This is a genomic window from Streptomyces sp. NPDC050549 (assembly GCF_040655035.1).
GTDB lineage: Bacteria > Actinomycetota > Actinomycetes > Streptomycetales > Streptomycetaceae > Streptomyces.
This window is the reverse complement of record NZ_JBFAJD010000014.1, coordinates 109284-126458: the sequence shown is the minus strand read 5'-3', so window position 1 is coordinate 126458 and position 17175 is coordinate 109284. Positions and strand designations below refer to the sequence as shown.

Here is a 17175-nt window from a genome sequence, read left to right as displayed (position 1 = left end):
ACTACCCCTGCTGCTGGAGGAGCGTGTTGCACTGCTTGACAGCGTTGTCAAGAGCCGTCTCGGGGCTCTCCTTCCCCTGCAGGGCCTTGGCCACCTCGTTGCGCAGCGCGGTCTTCATCTGCTCACTGAACAGCACCGGCGTGTAATTCACCGCGTTTTGAAGGGACTTGGCGGCGGCGATCCGCACCCGGGTCTCGTCGGTGCCGTCCTCCTTGGTGAAGTACGGGTCGTCGAGGGAGCCCGCGGTGCTCGGGAAGATGGCGACCTTCTTCGCGAACGACATCTGCTGCTGGGCGTCGGTGACGTAGTGCGCGAAGGCCACGGCGGCGGGGGTGTGCTTGGTCTTGGAGTTGACCATCACACCCATGACGTACATGTTGACGTGGCCGGTGCTGGTGATCTGGTCGGTGATGCCGATGTTCTTGTACAGGCTGGGCGCCTGCTTCTTGAAGTTGTCGAGGTCGAGGGCGCTGCCCGGGTTCATGGCGACGGCCCCGGTGAGGAACTTCTTGCCGGACGACTCGGGGGTGGCGGTGAGCGCCTGCGGGTCGAGGGCCTTCGCGTCGTACAACTCCTTGTACTTGGTGAGGAGTTCGATGCCCTTGGCGTCGTTGAAGGCGAAGGCGGTGCCGGCCTTGTTCATGAGTTCGACGCCGTAGCGGCCGAAGTCCTCGACAGTGGGTACGTTGGCGAGGGTGGCGACCTTTCCGTCGGTCTTCTTCGCCAACTGGATTGCCTGGGCGAAGAGTTCGCCGTACGTCTTCGGCGGCTGGTCGGGGTCGAGGCCGGCCTGTTTGAACAGCGACTTGTTGTAGAAGAGCGGGCCGGTGTTGAGGTACCAGGGGAAGGCGTAGGTCCCGCTCATGCCCGGTATCCGGTGGCTGGCCCAGGCCCCGGGCAGGTACTCGCTCTTGTACTTGGCGGCCGCCTTGTCGAGGTCCATCGCGAGGCCCGCCTTGGCGAGCGGGGCGACCAGGTCCGGGGAGACGTTGACGACGTCGGGCAGGGTGCCGCCGGCGGCGTCGGCGCTGATCTTGTCGGCGTAGCCCTCGGCGGGCTGGTCGATCCACTTCACATGGGTGCCGGGGTACTGCTTCTCGAAGTCGGAGATCACGCTCTCGAAGTAGGACTTGAAGTTGGCGCGGAGGTTCCAGGTCTGGAAGGTGATGTCGCCCTCGACCTTGCCCGAGGCGTCGGTCGAGCCGCCGTCGTCTCCTCCGGAGCCGCAGGCGCTCAGCGGCATGAGGACTACGGCGGCGGCAGCGGCGGCGAAGGCTCTGCGGGAGATGCGCACGGCGGGTCGCTCCTTTGCAGTGGGGGTTGGCCAATCGTGCCGGGGCAGACCTTGCACGCTGTTCGCGGGGCGCGTCAATGGATTCCGCTCAGCTAAATTCATTAGTTGGCCCGATCCAGCCAACTTCGCAGCTCAGAGAGGTCTGTTCGCATTCTTGCGGAGGATCACTAATGCGCTTTAGGGTGTGCTGGCTCAAGCGCATTAGTGCGCGGTGCCGATGGAATGGAGAGCAGGCTTGTCAGGCAAGCGGTCACCCGCGCGTCGGCCGACGATGAAGGACATAGCGCAGCGCGCCGGTGTGTCCGAGAGCGCGGTCTCCTTCGCGCTCAACGGCCGGCCGGGCGTCTCCGAGATCACCCGCGACCGGGTGCGCCGGGTCGCGGAACAGCTCGGCTGGCGGCCCAGCACGGCCGCGCGGGCGCTGTCCGGGGAGGGGGCGGCGACGGTCGGTTTCGTGCTGGCCCGGCCCGCGGACACCCTCGGCGTCGACTCCTTCTTCCTCCAACTCGTCTCGGGCATCCAGGAGATACTGGCCGAGCGTCACCTCGGCCTGCTCTTCCAGATGGCCGAGGACGTCGACGACGAGTGCGCGGTGTACCGGCGCTGGTGGGCCGAACACCGGGTGGACGGGGTCCTGGTGGCCGACCCGCGCACCGCCGACCCGCGGCCCGACCTCCTCGACGAACTGGGCCTGCCCGCCGTGGTGATCGGCGGCGCTCCCGACGAACGCCATCCCGGTCTGTCGACCGTGTGGGCGGACGACGCGGGCGCGATGGCATCCGTGGTCGACGAGTTGTACGCGCGCGGCCACCGCCGCATCGCGCACATCGCGGGTCTGCCGGGCCTCGCGCACACCGAGCGCCGGATCCGCGCCCTGCGCGCCGAGGCCGCGCGGCGCGGACTGACCGAGGTGCACTCGGTGACGACCGACTACTCGGACGCGGCGGGCGCCGCCGTCACCCGCCGGGTCCTCGAAGTCGCCGCTCCCCCAACGGCCTTGATCTACGACAACGACGTGATGGCCGTCGCCGGGGTGGCCGCCGCGACCGAACTGGGCTTCTCCGTACCGGCGGACGTGTCGGTGGTCGCCTGGGAGGACTCCGCGCTGTGCCGCATGGTCCGGCCGTGGCTGTCGGCGCTGTCCCGGGACAGCGTGGAGTTCGGCCGTACGGCCGCCCAGGAGTTGACCGCGCTGCTGGACGGCGGCCCGGCGCGCACGGTGCGAGTGCCGGTGCCGCGGCTGATCGAGCGGGACAGTACGGGACCGGCCCAGGTGTGAAAGTGCTGTGTCTCCCGGTTCGGACCCGAATCGCCGGACACCGTTGGGTACTTCGTGTGAGGCTTTGCCCATGACCTCCGAAGACCCGCTGGCCGACCGGCTCCAGCTCGACCGGCCGCACTCCGCCCGTGTGTGGAACTTCCTCCTGGGCGGCAAGGACAATTACGCCGCCGACCGGGAAGCCGGCGAAATGATCATCCAGATGTTCCCGGACATCGCCCTGCTCGCCCGCCTCCAACGAGGCTTCCTGGTACGGGCCGTGCACTATCTCGCCGCGGAGGCCGGCATCCGCCAGTTCCTCGACATCGGAACCGGCCTGCCGACCGTCGACAACACGCACGAGGTCGCGCAGCGCATCGCGCCCGAGAGCCGCATCGTCTACGTCGACAACGATCCGCTGGTCCTCGTACACGCACAGGCGCTGCTCACCAGCACCCCGGAGGGCGCCTGTGCCTATGTCGAGGCCGATGTGCGCGATCCCGAGACGATCCTCGAAGCCGCGGCCCGCACACTGGACTTCAGCAAGCCGATCGCACTGACGATGCTGGGCATCCTGGGCCAGATACCCGACTCGGACGAGCCCGAGGCCGTCGTGGCCCGCTTCCTCGACGCGCTGCCCCCGGGCAGCTATCTCGCGCTGACCGACGGCACCGACACCAACCCGGCGCTCAACCAGGCGATCTCGGTGTACAACGCCAACTCCGCGAGCTCCTACTACCTGCGCAGCCCCGCGCGGGTGACGGCCTTCTTCGACGGCCTCGAAGCCGTCGAACCCGGCATCGTCCCCATTTCACGGTGGAAGCCCGAACCCGTCGACGTGGGCCACGGTCCGTCCGACGTGGACACGATCTGCGGCATCGGCCGCAAGGTCTGAACAGCAACAGCGAGGAGGGGCACCGGCGTTGGGCCGGTGCCCCTCCTTTCTTGTGTGTGTCCGGCGTCAGATCCGGAACAGCGCCCAGACCGTCTTCCCGCCGCCCGCCCGCAGGTTCCAGCCCCAGGAGTCGCTGAGCGCGGAGACCACCTGGAGGCCGCGTCCGGACTCCGCGAACTCGTCCGGGTGCCCCTCCACGGGTATGCGGTCGCTGTCGTCAGTGACCGCGCACACCGCGTACGGCAGCCGGTCCCACACCGCGAGCCAGAGTGAGGGCTGCGGCTCCAGCGGGGAGTTGGGCGCCCGGCCGTAGCGCAGGGCGTTGCTCACCAGTTCCGACACGGTGACCGCCATGTCGTCGACGAGTTCGTCCCCGGCCCGGTCGGCCAGCGCGGCGCGGGTGAAGTCCCGTGCCACGTGCGCCGATTGAGGCATCGGGGGCACGACCAGGACGGAACAGAGAGCCGGGTTGCCTCCGTCGCCGGCGGCGGGGACCAGGGTGACGGTCTGCCCGGGTGCGGGTCGGCCCACCTCGTCGACGGCTCGGCACAGCCACTGCCAAGTGCCCTCGATCCGCAGGGAGTCGGCCGGCCGTACGACTTGCTCTGCGGACATCGCGACCCCTGAGACCCCAAGAGAACAACTGCGCGCACTACACCTGTCCGGAACATCGTCCTCCGACGGACCCTGCGAACGCAAGTGCATCGGCAATTACCGCTGCAATTGCAGACGATCTTGCGAGCGGCCCTCCCGCGGGCTATCGTCCTCCACATCACCAATGGGTGCAATTGAAGCTGCAATTGCATCCGATCTTCCGGGGGAGCGATGACGCCTCAGATAGAGCACGCGAACGGCATGTCGGCGACCCTGCTGAGCGGCGCGGAGTGGCGCAAGAGCCACCACAGCAACCCCGAGGGCAACTGCGTCGAGCTGGCCGCGCTCTCCGACGGCCACATCGCCGTGCGCAACTCGCGCCATCCCGAAGGTCCGGCGCTCGTCTACACCAGCGCCGAGATCTCCGCGTTCGTCCGCGGTGTGAAGGACGGCGACTTCGACGGCCTACTCCCCGGCCGCTGAAGTCAGGCAGATCCGCGGATGGCCGGAAGGCGCCGGACACAGGCCGGCACCTTCCGGCTCCTTCACTCCCTGCAGTTATCCGGAACCTCGGTGCTACGATCCTCTTTTGAGCCCCGAAAACTTGCGGGCAGTATCGGCGCGACCGCCGAGGGGATGAACATGACTGCAGCTCAACCGGAACACGCCCCCCTGGGTACGGACGTGCTGAGCCTTCAGCGCGGAGGCCCCACCGTCCAGCGCATCATGCTGGGCACCCGGCTGCGCCGGCTGCGCGAGTCGCTCAACATCACCCGGGACACGGCCGCTTCGGCCATACGCGCCTCGGACGCCAAGCTCTGCCGCATGGAATTGGGCCGCGTCGGCTTCAAAGAGCGTGACGTGGCCGACCTGTTGACGCTGTACGGCCTCCACGAACCGGACGCCCGCCAGGAGTTCCTGGACTCGGCCCGCCGCGCCAACGAACCCGGCTGGTGGCGCGCCTACGGCGACTCCTTCCCGGCCTGGTTCGAACAGCACCTGGGTCTGGAGGAGGCCACCTCCCTCATCCGCACCTACGAAGTCCAGTTCATCCCGGGCCTGTTGCAGACCGCCGGGTACGCCGAGGCCGTCATCCGGCTCGGCCGCCCCGCGGATTCCCCGGACTCGATCCTGCGCCGCGTCGAACTCCGCATGACCCGCCAGGAGTTGCTGACCCGCCCCGGAGCGCCCAGGCTGTGGGTCGTGGTGGACGAGGCGGCGCTGCGCAGGCCGCTCGGCGGGACCGAGGTGATGCGCGACCAGCTCCGCCATCTCATCGAGACGGCCGCTCAGCCGAACGTCACACTCCAGGTGCTGCCCTTCGAGGTGGGCGGCCATGCGGCGGCCGGCGGTCCGATCACCGTGCTGCGCTTCCCGGTCCCGGACCTGCCGGACATCGTCTATCTCGAACAGCTCACCAGCGCCCTGTACCTGGACAAGCCGGAGGAGGTCGACCGCTATCTCGCGGTCATGGACCGGCTGAGTCTGGTGGCGCTGCCCGGCCCCGAGTCGGTGGTCTTCCTGGAGAAGCTGCTCAAGGACATGTGAGCCCCGGCCCTCAGGCCCGCGAGCGGTACAGCCCGAACTCCGCGATCCGTACGGTGTCCCGGGCCGCTGTCACGCGGACCCGCCAGCGCCGGGCGCGTACGGGTGCGGGCAGCAGCAGGATGCGACTGGCACCGATCGTCCCGGCCCGGGTCACCTCGGTCCAGACCCCGTCGACGTACGCCTCGACGACGAGGGCCTCGACCTGCTGGCCGTGGCGCCGCACGTCCTCCGCCAACCGGACGCGGTCCACCTCGCGTTCCGCCCCGAGGTCGACGGTGACCCGCCCCGGTGAGTCTGCCGTCCGGGCTCCGCGCGCCAGGTCCTCGGGCAGTTCCCGATCCACGCGCTCACGGAACTCGCGCAGCCGCACCACGTCCGGGTCCGCCAGCAGGCCGTCGGTGTCCGGCGGCACATTGAGCAGCAGGACCGCGTTGCGGCCCACGGAACCGAAGTAGATGTCGATCAACTCTTCGACGCTCTTGGGGAGTTGGCCCGGGTGGTAGAACCAGCCGTCGCGGATCGACACATCGCACTCGGCCGGCCACCACTGGAGGTAGTCGGTGTTCGGCTGCGCCGCCACGAGCGCGCTGCGGCTGCCCTCGTCGGGGGTGTCGTAGGACAACGCCCAATCCGTGCGGCCGTACTGCTCCTCCTTGACCGGGAGGACGCTCCACTCGTCCTCCCGCGCGGTGCCGCCCTCGTTGCCGACCCACCGCACGTCAGGGCCGGTCACGGCGATCGCCGCGTCCGGGGCGAGTGATCTGACCAGGGTGTACCAGCTGTCCCAGTCGTAGTCCTCGACCTGGCCCGGCGGGATGCGGCCCTGGGCGCCGTCGAACCAGACCTCGTCGATCGGGCCGTACTCGGTCAGCACTTCGTAGAGGGTGTTGAGCATGTGGGCGCCGTAGTCGGTGGCGTCCAGTGTGGAGAAGGAGTCCGGAGTGCGGTCGTCGCCCTCGACGAGCGTGGGGATGGTGCGTGTGGCGCGTGCGCTGCCGTTGGCGTAGACGCCGTGGAGATACTGGTTCTCGTCGGCGGGCGAGAGATAGACGCCGGCCTTGAGGCCGTACCGTCGCATGGAGTCGGCGAAGGACCGCAGTACGTCGCCCTCCCCGGCACGCCAACTGCTGTAGGCCACCGTGTGGTTGGTGTAGCGGGAGGGGTAGAGGACGAACCCGTCGTGGTGCTTGACGGTCAGGATGGCGAGCTTGAAGCCGCCGTCGCGCAGGGCGCGGGCCCACTGGTCGGTGTCGAGGCCGGTCGGCTGGAAAACGTTCGGGTCCTCGTCGCCGGTCCCCCACTCCAGACCGGTGAAGGTGTTCACGCCGAAGTGCAGGAACGCCGTGCGCTCCAGCTTCTGCCAGGCCACCTGCCGTGCGGTGGGCCGTACTTGGGAGGCCTTGCGGACCAGGTCGGTCGCGGTGTCGTCGGAGCTGACGGGGATGCGGTAGCGGGAGTCGGACGGGGGCGGGGGCGCCGCGAGGGCGGGGGTCGTGGTGGTGCCGGTCGCGGCGAGCGCGGTGGCGGAGAGGACGAAGAGACGTCTGGAGAGGGCCATGGGGTGGGGCTCCTTCGGTCAGTGGGCGGTCAAGTGCCAGACAGCGGGCCGGTGTTGGTCCGGCGGGTACTGGGCGAGCCGGCCGTCGTCGGCGACGCTCAGAGCCATCTGCGTGATGGCGTTCACGAGCCGGTAGCCGCCCGGGGCGGGCTCCAACTCCCAGCGCTGCATGGTGTTCGCGGCGTCGCAGGGCTGCGGGGTGGCCGCGACTCCCGGCTGGAGCGGAACGTTGAGGGTGAGCCTGCCGCCCTGTATCTCCAGACAGCCGTCGGCGGTCCGCACGGTCGCGTAGCCGTCCGGTGTGCGCTGCACGGTGGCGTCGAAGGAGGCGCCCGCCGTCCGGAAGGTGTACGTCCCGTCCGCGACCGGTACCCGGGTCAGGTCCTGCCGTCCGGGCGCGTGCCCGACTGCCGTGCCCCGCGCGGTGAATTGGGCGTAGGTGGCGTCGGGGTGCGGGTCGCCCCAGGTCGCCTGGGCGAGGTGGCGCAGCGCGGGTTCGGTGTCGGCAGCGACCTCGTTCTCGGTCTCGCCGCGCCCGTTGTCGGGCCAGAGGCTGATCTTCGCCCCGGTGATGCCGGTACTGGAGGTGAGCTTCTCGCCCTCGAAGCTGCGCGGGTCCCAGCTCTGGTCGTACAGCGACTCGGTGTCGCTGTGGAAGCCGCCGCGCACCAGGTAGAGGGAGTAGGCCGCGTTCATCAACGGGTAGCCCTCGGCGACGAGTTGGCTCGGCTTCGTCTGGACGTTCAGCCAGTGCTCGACCGTCGTGCCCGCCGCAACCGGTACGGTGTTTGCTCCGGTGAGCCCGTCGTTCCAGATGCGGTTCTTCTTGCCCTTGCTCGCGGCGTAGGCCTGGACGCGGTTGATGAAGTCGACGTAGGCGTCCTGCGGGGTGGCGTTCGCGCCGTACTTCTTCTGGGCGTAGCGCAGCATCTGCGGGTACTTGGAGTAGTCGGAGCCGAGCATGTACTCGTCGGCGCCCATGTGCCAGGACGGTGCGGTGAAGACCTGCGCGTACTCGTCCATCAGGCTCGTGTAGTAGTCGAACGCCGCCTGCTGGGTGACGTCGAGCCGGGCGGGCTGCTTGTCGCCGTCGCTGTCGGTGAGCTGGAGGTCGGGGCGGTTCTCTATCCACGGGTCCATGTGGCCCGGGGAGTTGATCTCGGGGACGATCTCGACGTGGTACTTGTCGCCGAGGGCGACGAGGCGGCGCAGCTCGTCCTTGGTGTAGTAGCCCCAGGTGTCGGCCTCGGGGTGCGCGTCGCTCTTCACCTTGAGTTCCAGGAGCAGTTGGTTGAGCTTGTGGTACGCCATCTCGCGCACCAGGTTCTCCAGCCAGGGCAGGGAGATGTGGATGTAGCAGGCGCAGACACCGACCGCGCGCTCCTTGTACCGGGGTACGTCGACCGTGCGTCCGGCCGGTACGCGGTCGCCCTGGGCGAGGAGTTGGAGGAGGGTGCGGGTGCCGTAGAAGGCCCCGGTCTCGGTCGCGCCCGTGACCGACAGTTGTTTGCCCGCCTGGAGTTCATAGCCCTCCGTGCCCAACGAGCCCTGCGTCGGCCGGACTTCGATCACGATGTCGCCGGGCCGGGCGGCACCGCCCCGTATGACGGGCACTGTTCCGTGGCCTGCCGCCTTCAGGTCGTGGGCGAGGGTGTCGGCGACCCGGCGTTCGCTCGGGCTGCCGGACACCAGCCGGGTCCCGGCCCCGAAGTCGTAGCTCCCGGACTCCGAAGTCCAGTTGGACAGCGCGGGCACGGTCACCGGGGGTGCCGCCTGCTCCTGCCGGGCCGCGGCCGCCGGCGCCACGGGCGCCGTCAGCAGCGCGAACACCGCCGCGAAGCCGACCAGCCGGAATCGTCTCTTCCCTCGCTCAGCCATGACACTCCACCGGTCGCGATTGATCGGACGACTGATGATTGGACTGCGCTTGGGGGCTGTCAACGGGTGCCGGAAGCAGCCAAGTTGAGCCATTGATCGGATGACCAGCAGGTCAGTCGCCATCCGCTCGGCACCGGCGCGTGAAAAGTCCAAGAAGAGGGGAGCGAATGTCCAAGGCCGGTCACCTCTCGACGCGACGCCTCTGCCGGGGCACAGTTCTCCCTACGTACTCGCCAGTAGATTGAAGGAGCGCGCCCGTGACCAGCTGGATCGGCCGTACCGCCGCCGAGATCTCCGCCGCCGTACGCGAGAAGCGGGCCACGCCCCGTGAGGTGGTGGCCGAGCACCTCGCCCGGATCGAGCGGCTCGACGGGCGGATCGGCGCGTTCCGTGTGGTGCGGGCCGAGGCCGCGCTCGCGGAGGCCGACGCGGTGGGAGCACGGGCCGATCTGGCCGAACTGCCGCTCGCGGGCGTGCCGGTGGCCGTGAAGGACAACCTCGCCGTGACCGGCGAGTCCACCCGGGTCGGCTCCGCCGCGACCCCGGACACCCCCGCCGACCACGACCATGTCACCGTGGCCCGGCTGCGCGCGGCGGGCGCGGTGGTCGTGGGGCTGACGAACGTGCCCGAGCTGTGCGTCTTCGGCACCACCGAGGGCGTCCACGGCACCGCCCGCAACCCGTGGGACACCACCCGCACCGCTGGGGGTTCGTCGGGCGGCAGCGCGGCGGCGGTGGCGGCGGGAATGGCGCCGATCGCCCTCGGCAACGACGGCATGGGTTCGCTGCGCATACCCGCGGCCAACTGCGGTCTGGTCACCATCAAGCCGGGGTTCGGGGTCGTCCCGGCCGGCATCGGCGACGGCGACTGGTTCGGAATGTCCGAAAACGGCCCCCTGGCGACGACCGTCGAGGACGCCCGGCTGATGTTTTCGGTCATCGCGGACATCGAGGTCGTACGTCCCGAAGAGTCCGTTCCCCGCAAGGTGGCCGTGTCCGTGCGCAGCCCGCTCGCCGGAGTCGCCGTCAGCAAGCCGTATACGACCGCCGTCCGCGAGGCGGCCGGGCTGCTGACCAAGGCCGGTCACGCGCTGCACCGCGCCGATCCGCCGTATCCGCTGTCGCTGAGCACCACGTCGCTCGCGCACTGGACGGCGGGCACCTCGGTGGACGCGGCGGGGCTCGACCCGCGGAAGCTGACCCGGCGGACCCGGGTGCACGCGGCGATCGGGCGACGGTTCGTGAAGAGCGTCCGTACCGGAAGGAGCCGGGAGCAGCTGCGGGAGCGGCTCACACCGTTCTTCGCCGAGTACGACATCCTCCTGACGGCGGCGCTGGCCCGCCGCTCCCCCAAGGCCGGCCCGTGGCACGAACGGGGCTGGCTGCGGAACGTGCTGGCCAACACCAACTACTCGCCGATGACTCCCCCGTGGAACCTCACCGGCTGGCCCGCGATGTCGGTCCCGTTCGGCACGCTGCCCTCGGGCGCGCCCTGTGCCGTACAGCTGGTCGGGCGGCCGGGGTCGGAGGCGGCGCTGCTGGAGCTGGCGGAACAGTTGGAGAAGTCGCGCCCGTGGGTGCGGACCGCGCCGCTCGACTGACGGTGCGTTCTAGAGGGCGCGGTACATGATGTGCAGGCCCACGCGGCCGTCCCGGGGATGGTCGAAGGCGTCCGGCACCGTGCCCAGGATGGTGAAGCCGAGGGAGCGCCAGAGCTTGACGGCGGGGTTGGTCTCGACGACCGCGTTGAAGACCATGCCGCGGAAGCCCTGTTCGCGGGCGGCGGTGAGGATGTGTTCGGCGAGGGCGCGGCCGATGCCCCGGCCGCCGTGGTCGGGGTCGACCATGAAGCCGGCGTTGGCGATGCGGTCGGCGGGGCCGCCGTAGTTGGGGGTGACGAAGGCCGAGCCGACGATCGTCCCGCTCTCGTCCTCGGCGACGTACACGCGCTTGGGAGGGGACGTCCACAGGGCCCGGGCCGCCTCTTCGGAGGTGTCCCGGGCCCAGGTGTAGGTGTCGCCCGCGGCGACGATCCGGTGCCAGAAAGGCCAGATCCGCGGCCAGTCGTCTGCCGCGGCTTCTCTGATCAGCATGGGCGCGATTTTCGCACGCCCATGCTGTCGGCGATCGCGAAGGGTCCCGTGGGGGTCAGTCCACGCTGGGCAGGATGTGGGGCTCGGCGAGGTCGTCCTCGTAGCCCGCGAGTCGGATGGGGGCCGAGCGGGCCCACACGGCCAGGCTGCCGAGTTCGTCGGACCGGTGGCCCGCACGCTCCGTTGGTTCCTTGGGGCGTTGCTCGCGATTCGTCTTCTCCGGTGTCACCGCGCACTCCTTATGTGTCGGGTCACCCTCGGGGCATACCGGCCATTCTCCGGTCCGGTACCTGAGGCCCGCTCGGGTGTGGGTTGAAGGCAGTTCGGACGCGGTGGCGCCGGTTACTCGTGTGAGAGCAGGCCGTTGTGAACGGCTTGTCCCGGGACGGACCATGGGTGTGGGTAGGACCCCTTGTTGCTGTCCGTCCGCCTTAGGTTAACCAAATGAGCGGCCCACCGCTCGATGGGGCTGAAAACATGGGGTAAAGAATAGGGACATGCAGCGACCGGGTCTGGCCCGCCTTGACGCAGTGGGCCGACTGAACCCGTGCACATCGAGTGCACTCCGGGGCGGGCGGGGCGTGTTCGGACGCGACGGCCTCGGTGCCTCCATGGCCTCCGTGGCCCGCGAGACAGGTGTCGGGATCGCCACCGTCTTCCGTCACTTCCCCACAAAGGAAGCGCTGGTCGCAGCCGTCTTCACCGATCGCATGGACGCCTACGCCGACGCGGTCGCCACCGCCCTCGAAGACTCCGACCCCTGGCGCGGTTTCACCCGCTACATCGAGGCCGCCTGCGCGATGCAGGCCGCCGACAACGGCTTCGCCGACGTCCTGACCATGACCTTTCCCACCGCCAAGGCCATGGAGAAACGCCGGAACGAGGCGTATGAGGGCATGGTGGAACTCATCGGCCGCGCCAAGGCCACGGGCCGGCTGCGCGAGGACTTCGACCCCTCTGACCTGGTGCTGCTGCACATGGCCAACCTCGGCGTCGTCAACGCCTGCGGCGACGCCGCTCCCGACGCCTGGCGACGCGTCGTAGCCCTGATGATCCAGTCCTTCGAGGCCCCGGCCCGGTCCCCCCTTCCCGCTTCGCCCGCGCACGACGACCTCTACAGGGCCATGCTCCGCGCCCTGCCTGCAGGCGACACCGCCGCGCGGAAACCCGACGCGAACAGCTGACTTTCCGGGCCCCGCCGCCAACCAGGGGACGGCGAGAGGCACCCACGGCCTCGGCAGCGCTCTACAACGGCTACAGCTACCAGAGCGTCTTCTACTTTCTCGCCGACACCTGGCCGCTTGGCGCAATCGTCCTGGCCGCCTTCGGCACCCGCACACGCTTGGCGCGCCTCGCGGAGGCGGAACGGCCACGGGTGAGCGTCCCCGCCCGACCCGAACCGACCCGGTCGGCAGCCGGCGAGGTCGACGCAGTGCTCGGACGGCCTCCGTGCCCCACCGGAGTGCTGACGCCGGCTCTCTCCGCCGCACGGTTCGCTCTCGGTCGCGGGGCGCGGCGGAACAGCGTGCACTGGGAGAGACGGGAGTGAGTGTGACTCGCCCCGTACTGAGCACCCGGAGAGTGGGGACACACATCCCCCGCATTGATTCCGAGGCGAGGAGAGCAGTCATGCCCGCAGGTTCCAGCCCCAAGCGGGAGCGGCAGTACGAGCACATCAAGGACAGCGCGGAGCAGCGGGGAGCCTCCGTCGGGCGCGCGAAGGAGATCGCCACGCGGACGGTCAACAAGGAGCGGGCCCGCTCCGGCGAAGCACGTCAGGCGAGCAAGGTCTCCACCCAGGACAAGAAGTCCGCCTCCCAGCGCGGGGGCGAGCGCTCGCACCGAGGCCCGGTGAGTCCCACCAGGGACCAGCTCTACGAAGAGGCCAAGAAGCGCAACGTTCATGGCCGCTCCTCCATGAACAAGCAGCAACTGCGCAAGGCCCTCGGCCACTGACCCATCTCATACGTCGCGGACCAGCGGTCTCGCGGCATCGTCACGAAGAAGGGTGCATCCCCATGCCTGACAAGCCCCTCAACGGCCACCGTGTACTCGCGCTCGTCACCAACTACGGGGTCGAACAGGACGAACTGCTGGTACCGCTCAGGCGACTGCGCGAGGACGGCGCGGACGTCACCGTCGCCGCCGCGACGGCGGACCCCATCCACACGCTGGTCGGAGACAAGGACCCCGGCGAAACCGTGGAGCCCGACGCCACCTTCGATGTGGTGGACCCGGGCGACCACCAACTCCTGCTGCTCCCCGGCGGCACGCTCAACGCCGACCAACTCCGCCTCGACTACAGGGCAATCACCATCGTCAAGGCGTTCGCCTCCTCGGGCCGCCCCATCGCCGCCATCTGCCACGGCCCTTGGGCCCTGGTCGAAGCGGACGCCGTCCGGGGCAAGACCCTGACGTCCTACGCCTCACTGCGCACCGACATCCGCAACGCCGGAGCCGCGTCCTGGGTCGACGAGCCCGTGGTCAGTGACACGGCGGGCGGCTACACGCTGGTCACCTCCCGCACGCCCAAGGACCTCGACTTCTTCGTCGACGCGATCGACAAAGCCCTCATCGGGTCCTGAACCAGCGACTTCTCGACGATTGGACTCCTCCATGTTCAAAGCCATCGCCGACGTGCTTCGCTCGATCGGCAGCGCGATCGCCACCGTCGTCACGCTGCCCTTCCGCGCCGTCGCCCGGCTCTTCGGCGGCGCCTCCGACAGCGCACACGGCCATCACTGAGAACACCGATGGGCATCGTCTGTCCGCGCTGGGACCGATGCGCCGATTTTCATGTCCCCGGTGAGGACGAGGTGGAGAACGAGCCATGCCGCGAGCGCGTGAAGAAGCCCGTTTCAGACATCCCCGGCACGAGCGCCGCGGAGAGCCTCGGCTCCCGGCCGTGGCGGCGACACTCGTCGCCATCGCGCTGTACCTCTTCCTGCCCCAGCGGCTCCTGATCGCGCCTCGCTATGTACTGCCCGCCCTGGAGTGTCTACTGCTCATACCCCTCGTAGCGATCAATCCGCGACGGCTGACCCGACAGACGCGGGCGTTCCGCGTGCTGTCGCTGACGCTCGTGGCGGTGATCGGAGCGAGCAACCTCTTCGCGCTGGGAATCCTGGTCCATGAGCTGGTGTCCGCCGGGGTGAAGGACGGCCGGGAGCTGCTGGTGGCCTCGTTGCAGATCTGGCTCACAAACATCATCGTCTTCGGCCTGGCCTACTGGGAGCTGGACCGGGGCGGCCCCGTCAGCAGGACCCAAGTGCCGCGTGAATCACTGCCGTTGGCGGACTTCCGCTTCTCGCAGGACGAGAACGCCGGCGCCGTCCAGGAAGTCTCCGACGGCTCCAGCAAAACAGCCGACTGGGTGCCCACGCTGATGGACTACCTCTACGTCTCGGTGACCAACTCCACCGCCTTCAGCCCCACCGACACCATGCCTCTCTCCGCACGCGCCAAGTTCCTGATGAGCATGGAGAGCGTCACCGCTCTCCTCACCTCGCTCCTCGTGATCGCCCGCGCGGTCAGCATCCTGCACTGAAGGCGTTCCGGCTCCCCAGGAACCAGGGCTCGTCAGCGCTGCTCGCCCCGTGGCCCGCAGATCTTCGGTCTTCTCCGTCATGACCTCTCCCGCACCGGTGAACAGCGCCGGCTGCCGGATGCCCCGAGCAGCAGCGAAGATCTGGGGCCTGTGGTGGAAGTGGATCTTGCTCATGGCTTGCTCATGGCTCGCTCATGGTCGATCACGCGCCATCCGGGTGCGACGGGTGAGCAGTGGTGGGCCCGCACCAGTGAAAAATGCCTGATCAGAGGGGACGACGAGTGTTACTGTCGCCCGCATGCCTGAACTGATCAGACCCACAGGTCGACTCCAGTCCTCATGGCTCGCGGCACGTGACGAGTGGCCTCCAGGTGCCCACCAGGACGGGACCGGCCTGCGTCTCGCACCTGAAGCCGACCTCGACAGCCCCGAGGTCTTCTCGGCGTGGGTCGAGCAACTGCATCAGCAGTCGGACAGGTCGGTTGCCGTGGGAGAGGGGCGCGTCCACGCCACCCACTGGTGGATCGTCGAGGACGACAGCTATCTGGGAGCCATCGATCTGCGGCACTACCTGAACGATTTCCTGCTCGATGTCGGCGGACACATCGGCTACAGCATCCGGCCCTCCGCCCGGAGACGCGGCTTGGCCACGTGGGCCCTCGGGGCGGTTCTCGTGGAGGCCCGTGCGTTCGGTCTGGATCGGGTCCTCGTCACCTGCGACGACGACAACGTCGGATCAGCGAGCAGCATCGAGCGCAACGGTGGCGTCTTGGAGGACGTCCGCACCACCGACACGGGCATCAAGCGCCGCTACTGGATCACTCTGTAGGCAGTGGCGCAACCGTGCCGGCCACAGCCACTCGTTGACGGCCGCGACCAGCACGGTCGCCTCGTAGCAGATCGCGAGTTGCCTGTCGGGAGGCCACGGCCCGCTGGCGTTGGAAGCGGTTGATACCGCGCTCGACCGCGTGGCGCTCACGGTGGTCGGTCCTGCCGAAGCCCGGTGGCCGACCGCCGCGGGAGCCGAGCTTCTTGCGGTTGCGGATCTGGTCCTTCTCCTCCTGGACTGTGCAGCGGATGAGGAGCGGGTTGCGTGCACGGGGCGGGCCAGGCTGTCACCGGCCTCGCCCGCGATGCTCTCCGAGACCGGCAGGAACTGCGGGCTGTCGTGCCGCTCCCGGCGGTGATCAGCGACAACATCGGCTTTGGGCCGTGTTCCACGGCCAGATGGAGCTTGGTGGTCAGCCCGCCGCGTGACCGCCCTAGGCCGGGGTCGTCGGGCTCGGTGAAGACTCCGCCGGGAGGCTCGCTCTGCAGTGCTCCTCTTTACGTGATCAAGCCCTTCGCATCGGCCTTGGCCCACAGCTGCACGAAGGTCCGGTTCCGGCTACCGTCCCGTTGCCGGCGTCGGAACAAGTCGTAGACCCACCCGGTCCCAGGGCGCGTACCGCTCGGGCACGGTGGCCGGCCGCAGCAACGGCTTCAGCCGTGCCCACTGGCCGTTCGTCGGATCACCACGCCCCGCAGACAGTGATCGTTCACGATGGTGATCCACTTTCACAACAGGCCCTACTGATGTGGTGCCGGGGCGTCCCCTTCGGGCGTCCCGGCGTCGGGCGCGCGGAAACACGCGCTGACCGACTTCCCGTGGGGACAGGGGTGCGACTCCCACGTGTCGGCCATGGCATCCACGAGGAGCATGCCGCGCCCGCCAAGACTCTCCGTACCGGCCGCGCGGGGAACCGGCAGGTCGCCGGACCGGTCGTGAACGGAGACATGCAGGCAGCGGTCGTCGCACATCATCACCAACTGGGCGCTGCTGCGGGCGTGCCGGTGCGCATTGGTCACCAGCTCGGAGACGGTGAGCAGTACCGCGTCCACCGTCTGCGGAGCGGTACTGGTCCAACCCCGCGCCTCCAGATGCTCGCGCGCCCAGTCACGGGCTGCCTTCACTTCACTGTTCAAGGGCAACGAACGCGCCCAGCCCACTGCCCGCAGCGACGAACCTTCCACGACAGTCCTTTCTCATGGGGACGAGACCGGTCGGCGACAGCCACAAAGCCTTTCCGCCAAACACCGGACTTGGGCCGGCGACGCGGATCGGCAGCGGCTCAACACGCCTGTCCCGCCGATCTGAAGACTCCGGCAAGCTGCCTGACACGCCCCGTCGCGTCCGACCTACGCCCCTTGCTCAAGGCATCACACCCGGACCTGCTTCGGATACCCCCGACACGTCGGCTCAGCCCTCTCCCCGGCACCCACACAGCACACAACGCCCTCAGCACCGCCCCGGACCTGCCGTCAACGCGGTAGGAGCGAGACCGGTGTCGCATCGCTCTTCGTCCCAGCGGCCGTGGGGAATTGACACCAAGTCGGCCACCCCCACGGTGGCAGTGAGTGGGCTGGTCGGCGCCGGCGCTGAAATCCGCGGCGGCTCCGGTGGCGGAGACGGCGCGCCCCACGACGAGGCCGAACACGGCGCGGGAGGGAACCTCTCAGGCCGGCTGCTG

General features: G+C 69.1%; 18 protein-coding genes. 11 read left to right on the top strand and 7 right to left on the bottom strand.

What is annotated here, in order from left to right; translation table 11 throughout:
• Nucleotide 1: 1 nt before the first annotated feature.
• On the bottom strand, nucleotides 2–1294 hold the full coding sequence (locus AB0I51_RS21955; protein WP_362977542.1) for a sugar ABC transporter substrate-binding protein: 1293 nt from the start codon (nucleotides 1292–1294) through the stop codon (nucleotides 2–4).
• Between the two features lie 271 nt (nucleotides 1295–1565).
• Here AB0I51_RS21955 and AB0I51_RS21950 point away from each other — a divergent pair, with 271 nt between their 5' ends.
• Entirely contained in the window at nucleotides 1566–2573 is a 1008-nt protein-coding gene (locus AB0I51_RS21950; protein ID WP_362977700.1) for a LacI family DNA-binding transcriptional regulator, read from the top strand.
• Between the two features lie 70 nt (nucleotides 2574–2643).
• The gene (locus AB0I51_RS21945; protein ID WP_362977541.1) at nucleotides 2644–3447 is read left to right on the top strand and encodes an SAM-dependent methyltransferase; all 804 of its coding nucleotides are present in this window, start codon (nucleotides 2644–2646) and stop codon (nucleotides 3445–3447) included.
• Between the two features lie 66 nt (nucleotides 3448–3513).
• On the opposite strand, the gene AB0I51_RS21940 is transcribed toward AB0I51_RS21945, so the two are convergent.
• Nucleotides 3514–4062 carry an ATP-binding protein gene (locus AB0I51_RS21940; RefSeq protein ID WP_362977539.1) on the bottom strand — a complete coding sequence of 183 codons (549 nt, stop codon included), beginning with the start codon at nucleotides 4060–4062 and terminating at the stop codon, nucleotides 3514–3516.
• Nucleotides 4063–4272: 210 nt separating this feature from the next.
• On the opposite strand from AB0I51_RS21940, the gene AB0I51_RS21935 reads away from it, so the two are divergent.
• Both AB0I51_RS21935 and AB0I51_RS21930 read left to right on the top strand, forming a co-directional pair.
• Nucleotides 4273–4524 (top strand): DUF397 domain-containing protein, encoded by a 252-nt coding sequence (locus tag AB0I51_RS21935; RefSeq protein WP_362977537.1) that lies wholly within the window; start codon nucleotides 4273–4275, stop codon nucleotides 4522–4524.
• A 159-nt stretch (nucleotides 4525–4683) separates the two neighbouring features.
• Nucleotides 4684–5589, top strand: a complete 906-nt coding sequence (locus AB0I51_RS21930; RefSeq protein WP_362977535.1) for a helix-turn-helix transcriptional regulator — start codon at nucleotides 4684–4686, stop codon at nucleotides 5587–5589.
• A 10-nt stretch (nucleotides 5590–5599) separates the two neighbouring features.
• Here AB0I51_RS21930 and AB0I51_RS21925 read toward each other — a convergent pair whose 3' ends face one another.
• On the bottom strand, nucleotides 5600–7147 hold the full coding sequence (locus tag AB0I51_RS21925; protein WP_362977533.1) for an alpha-L-fucosidase: 1548 nt from the start codon (nucleotides 7145–7147) through the stop codon (nucleotides 5600–5602).
• A gap of 18 nt (nucleotides 7148–7165) precedes the next feature.
• The gene (locus tag AB0I51_RS21920) at nucleotides 7166–9025 is read right to left on the bottom strand and encodes a family 20 glycosylhydrolase (protein WP_362977531.1); all 1860 of its coding nucleotides are present in this window, start codon (nucleotides 9023–9025) and stop codon (nucleotides 7166–7168) included.
• A 257-nt stretch (nucleotides 9026–9282) separates the two neighbouring features.
• Here AB0I51_RS21920 and AB0I51_RS21915 point away from each other — a divergent pair, with 257 nt between their 5' ends.
• The gene (locus AB0I51_RS21915; protein WP_362977529.1) at nucleotides 9283–10626 is read left to right on the top strand and encodes an amidase family protein; all 1344 of its coding nucleotides are present in this window, start codon (nucleotides 9283–9285) and stop codon (nucleotides 10624–10626) included.
• A 9-nt stretch (nucleotides 10627–10635) separates the two neighbouring features.
• Here the strand turns inward: AB0I51_RS21915 and AB0I51_RS21910 are convergent, their stop codons facing one another.
• Nucleotides 10636–11118, bottom strand: a complete 483-nt coding sequence (locus AB0I51_RS21910) for an N-acetyltransferase (protein WP_362977527.1) — start codon at nucleotides 11116–11118, stop codon at nucleotides 10636–10638.
• A gap of 55 nt (nucleotides 11119–11173) precedes the next feature.
• Nucleotides 11174–11347 carry a hypothetical protein gene (locus tag AB0I51_RS21905; protein ID WP_019068289.1) on the bottom strand — a complete coding sequence of 58 codons (174 nt, stop codon included), beginning with the start codon at nucleotides 11345–11347 and terminating at the stop codon, nucleotides 11174–11176.
• Nucleotides 11348–11615: 268 nt separating this feature from the next.
• On the opposite strand from AB0I51_RS21905, the gene AB0I51_RS21900 reads away from it, so the two are divergent.
• The 6 genes from AB0I51_RS21900 to AB0I51_RS21875 all read left to right on the top strand — a co-directional run bounded on the left by AB0I51_RS21900 (nucleotide 11616) and on the right by AB0I51_RS21875 (nucleotide 15494).
• Nucleotides 11616–12302 (top strand): TetR/AcrR family transcriptional regulator, encoded by a 687-nt coding sequence (locus AB0I51_RS21900; RefSeq protein ID WP_362977525.1) that lies wholly within the window; start codon nucleotides 11616–11618, stop codon nucleotides 12300–12302.
• Nucleotides 12303–12747: 445 nt separating this feature from the next.
• Complete coding sequence (locus tag AB0I51_RS21895; RefSeq protein WP_362977523.1) at nucleotides 12748–13074, top strand: plasmid stabilization protein; 327 nt, start codon at nucleotides 12748–12750, stop codon at nucleotides 13072–13074.
• A gap of 62 nt (nucleotides 13075–13136) precedes the next feature.
• Entirely contained in the window at nucleotides 13137–13703 is a 567-nt protein-coding gene (locus tag AB0I51_RS21890; RefSeq protein ID WP_362977521.1) for a DJ-1/PfpI/YhbO family deglycase/protease, read from the top strand.
• A gap of 31 nt (nucleotides 13704–13734) precedes the next feature.
• On the top strand, nucleotides 13735–13863 hold the full coding sequence (locus AB0I51_RS21885; protein ID WP_362977519.1) for an LPFR motif small protein: 129 nt from the start codon (nucleotides 13735–13737) through the stop codon (nucleotides 13861–13863).
• A 160-nt stretch (nucleotides 13864–14023) separates the two neighbouring features.
• A complete protein-coding gene (locus AB0I51_RS21880) occupies nucleotides 14024–14665 on the top strand; it encodes a hypothetical protein (RefSeq protein ID WP_362977517.1) in 642 nt (213 codons plus the stop codon).
• A gap of 298 nt (nucleotides 14666–14963) precedes the next feature.
• Nucleotides 14964–15494, top strand: coding sequence for a GNAT family N-acetyltransferase (locus AB0I51_RS21875; protein WP_362977515.1), 531 nt, complete (start codon nucleotides 14964–14966; stop codon nucleotides 15492–15494).
• A gap of 740 nt (nucleotides 15495–16234) precedes the next feature.
• On the opposite strand, the gene AB0I51_RS21870 is transcribed toward AB0I51_RS21875, so the two are convergent.
• On the bottom strand, nucleotides 16235–16678 hold the full coding sequence (locus AB0I51_RS21870; protein ID WP_362977513.1) for an ATP-binding protein: 444 nt from the start codon (nucleotides 16676–16678) through the stop codon (nucleotides 16235–16237).
• Nucleotides 16679–17175 lie beyond the last annotated feature (497 nt).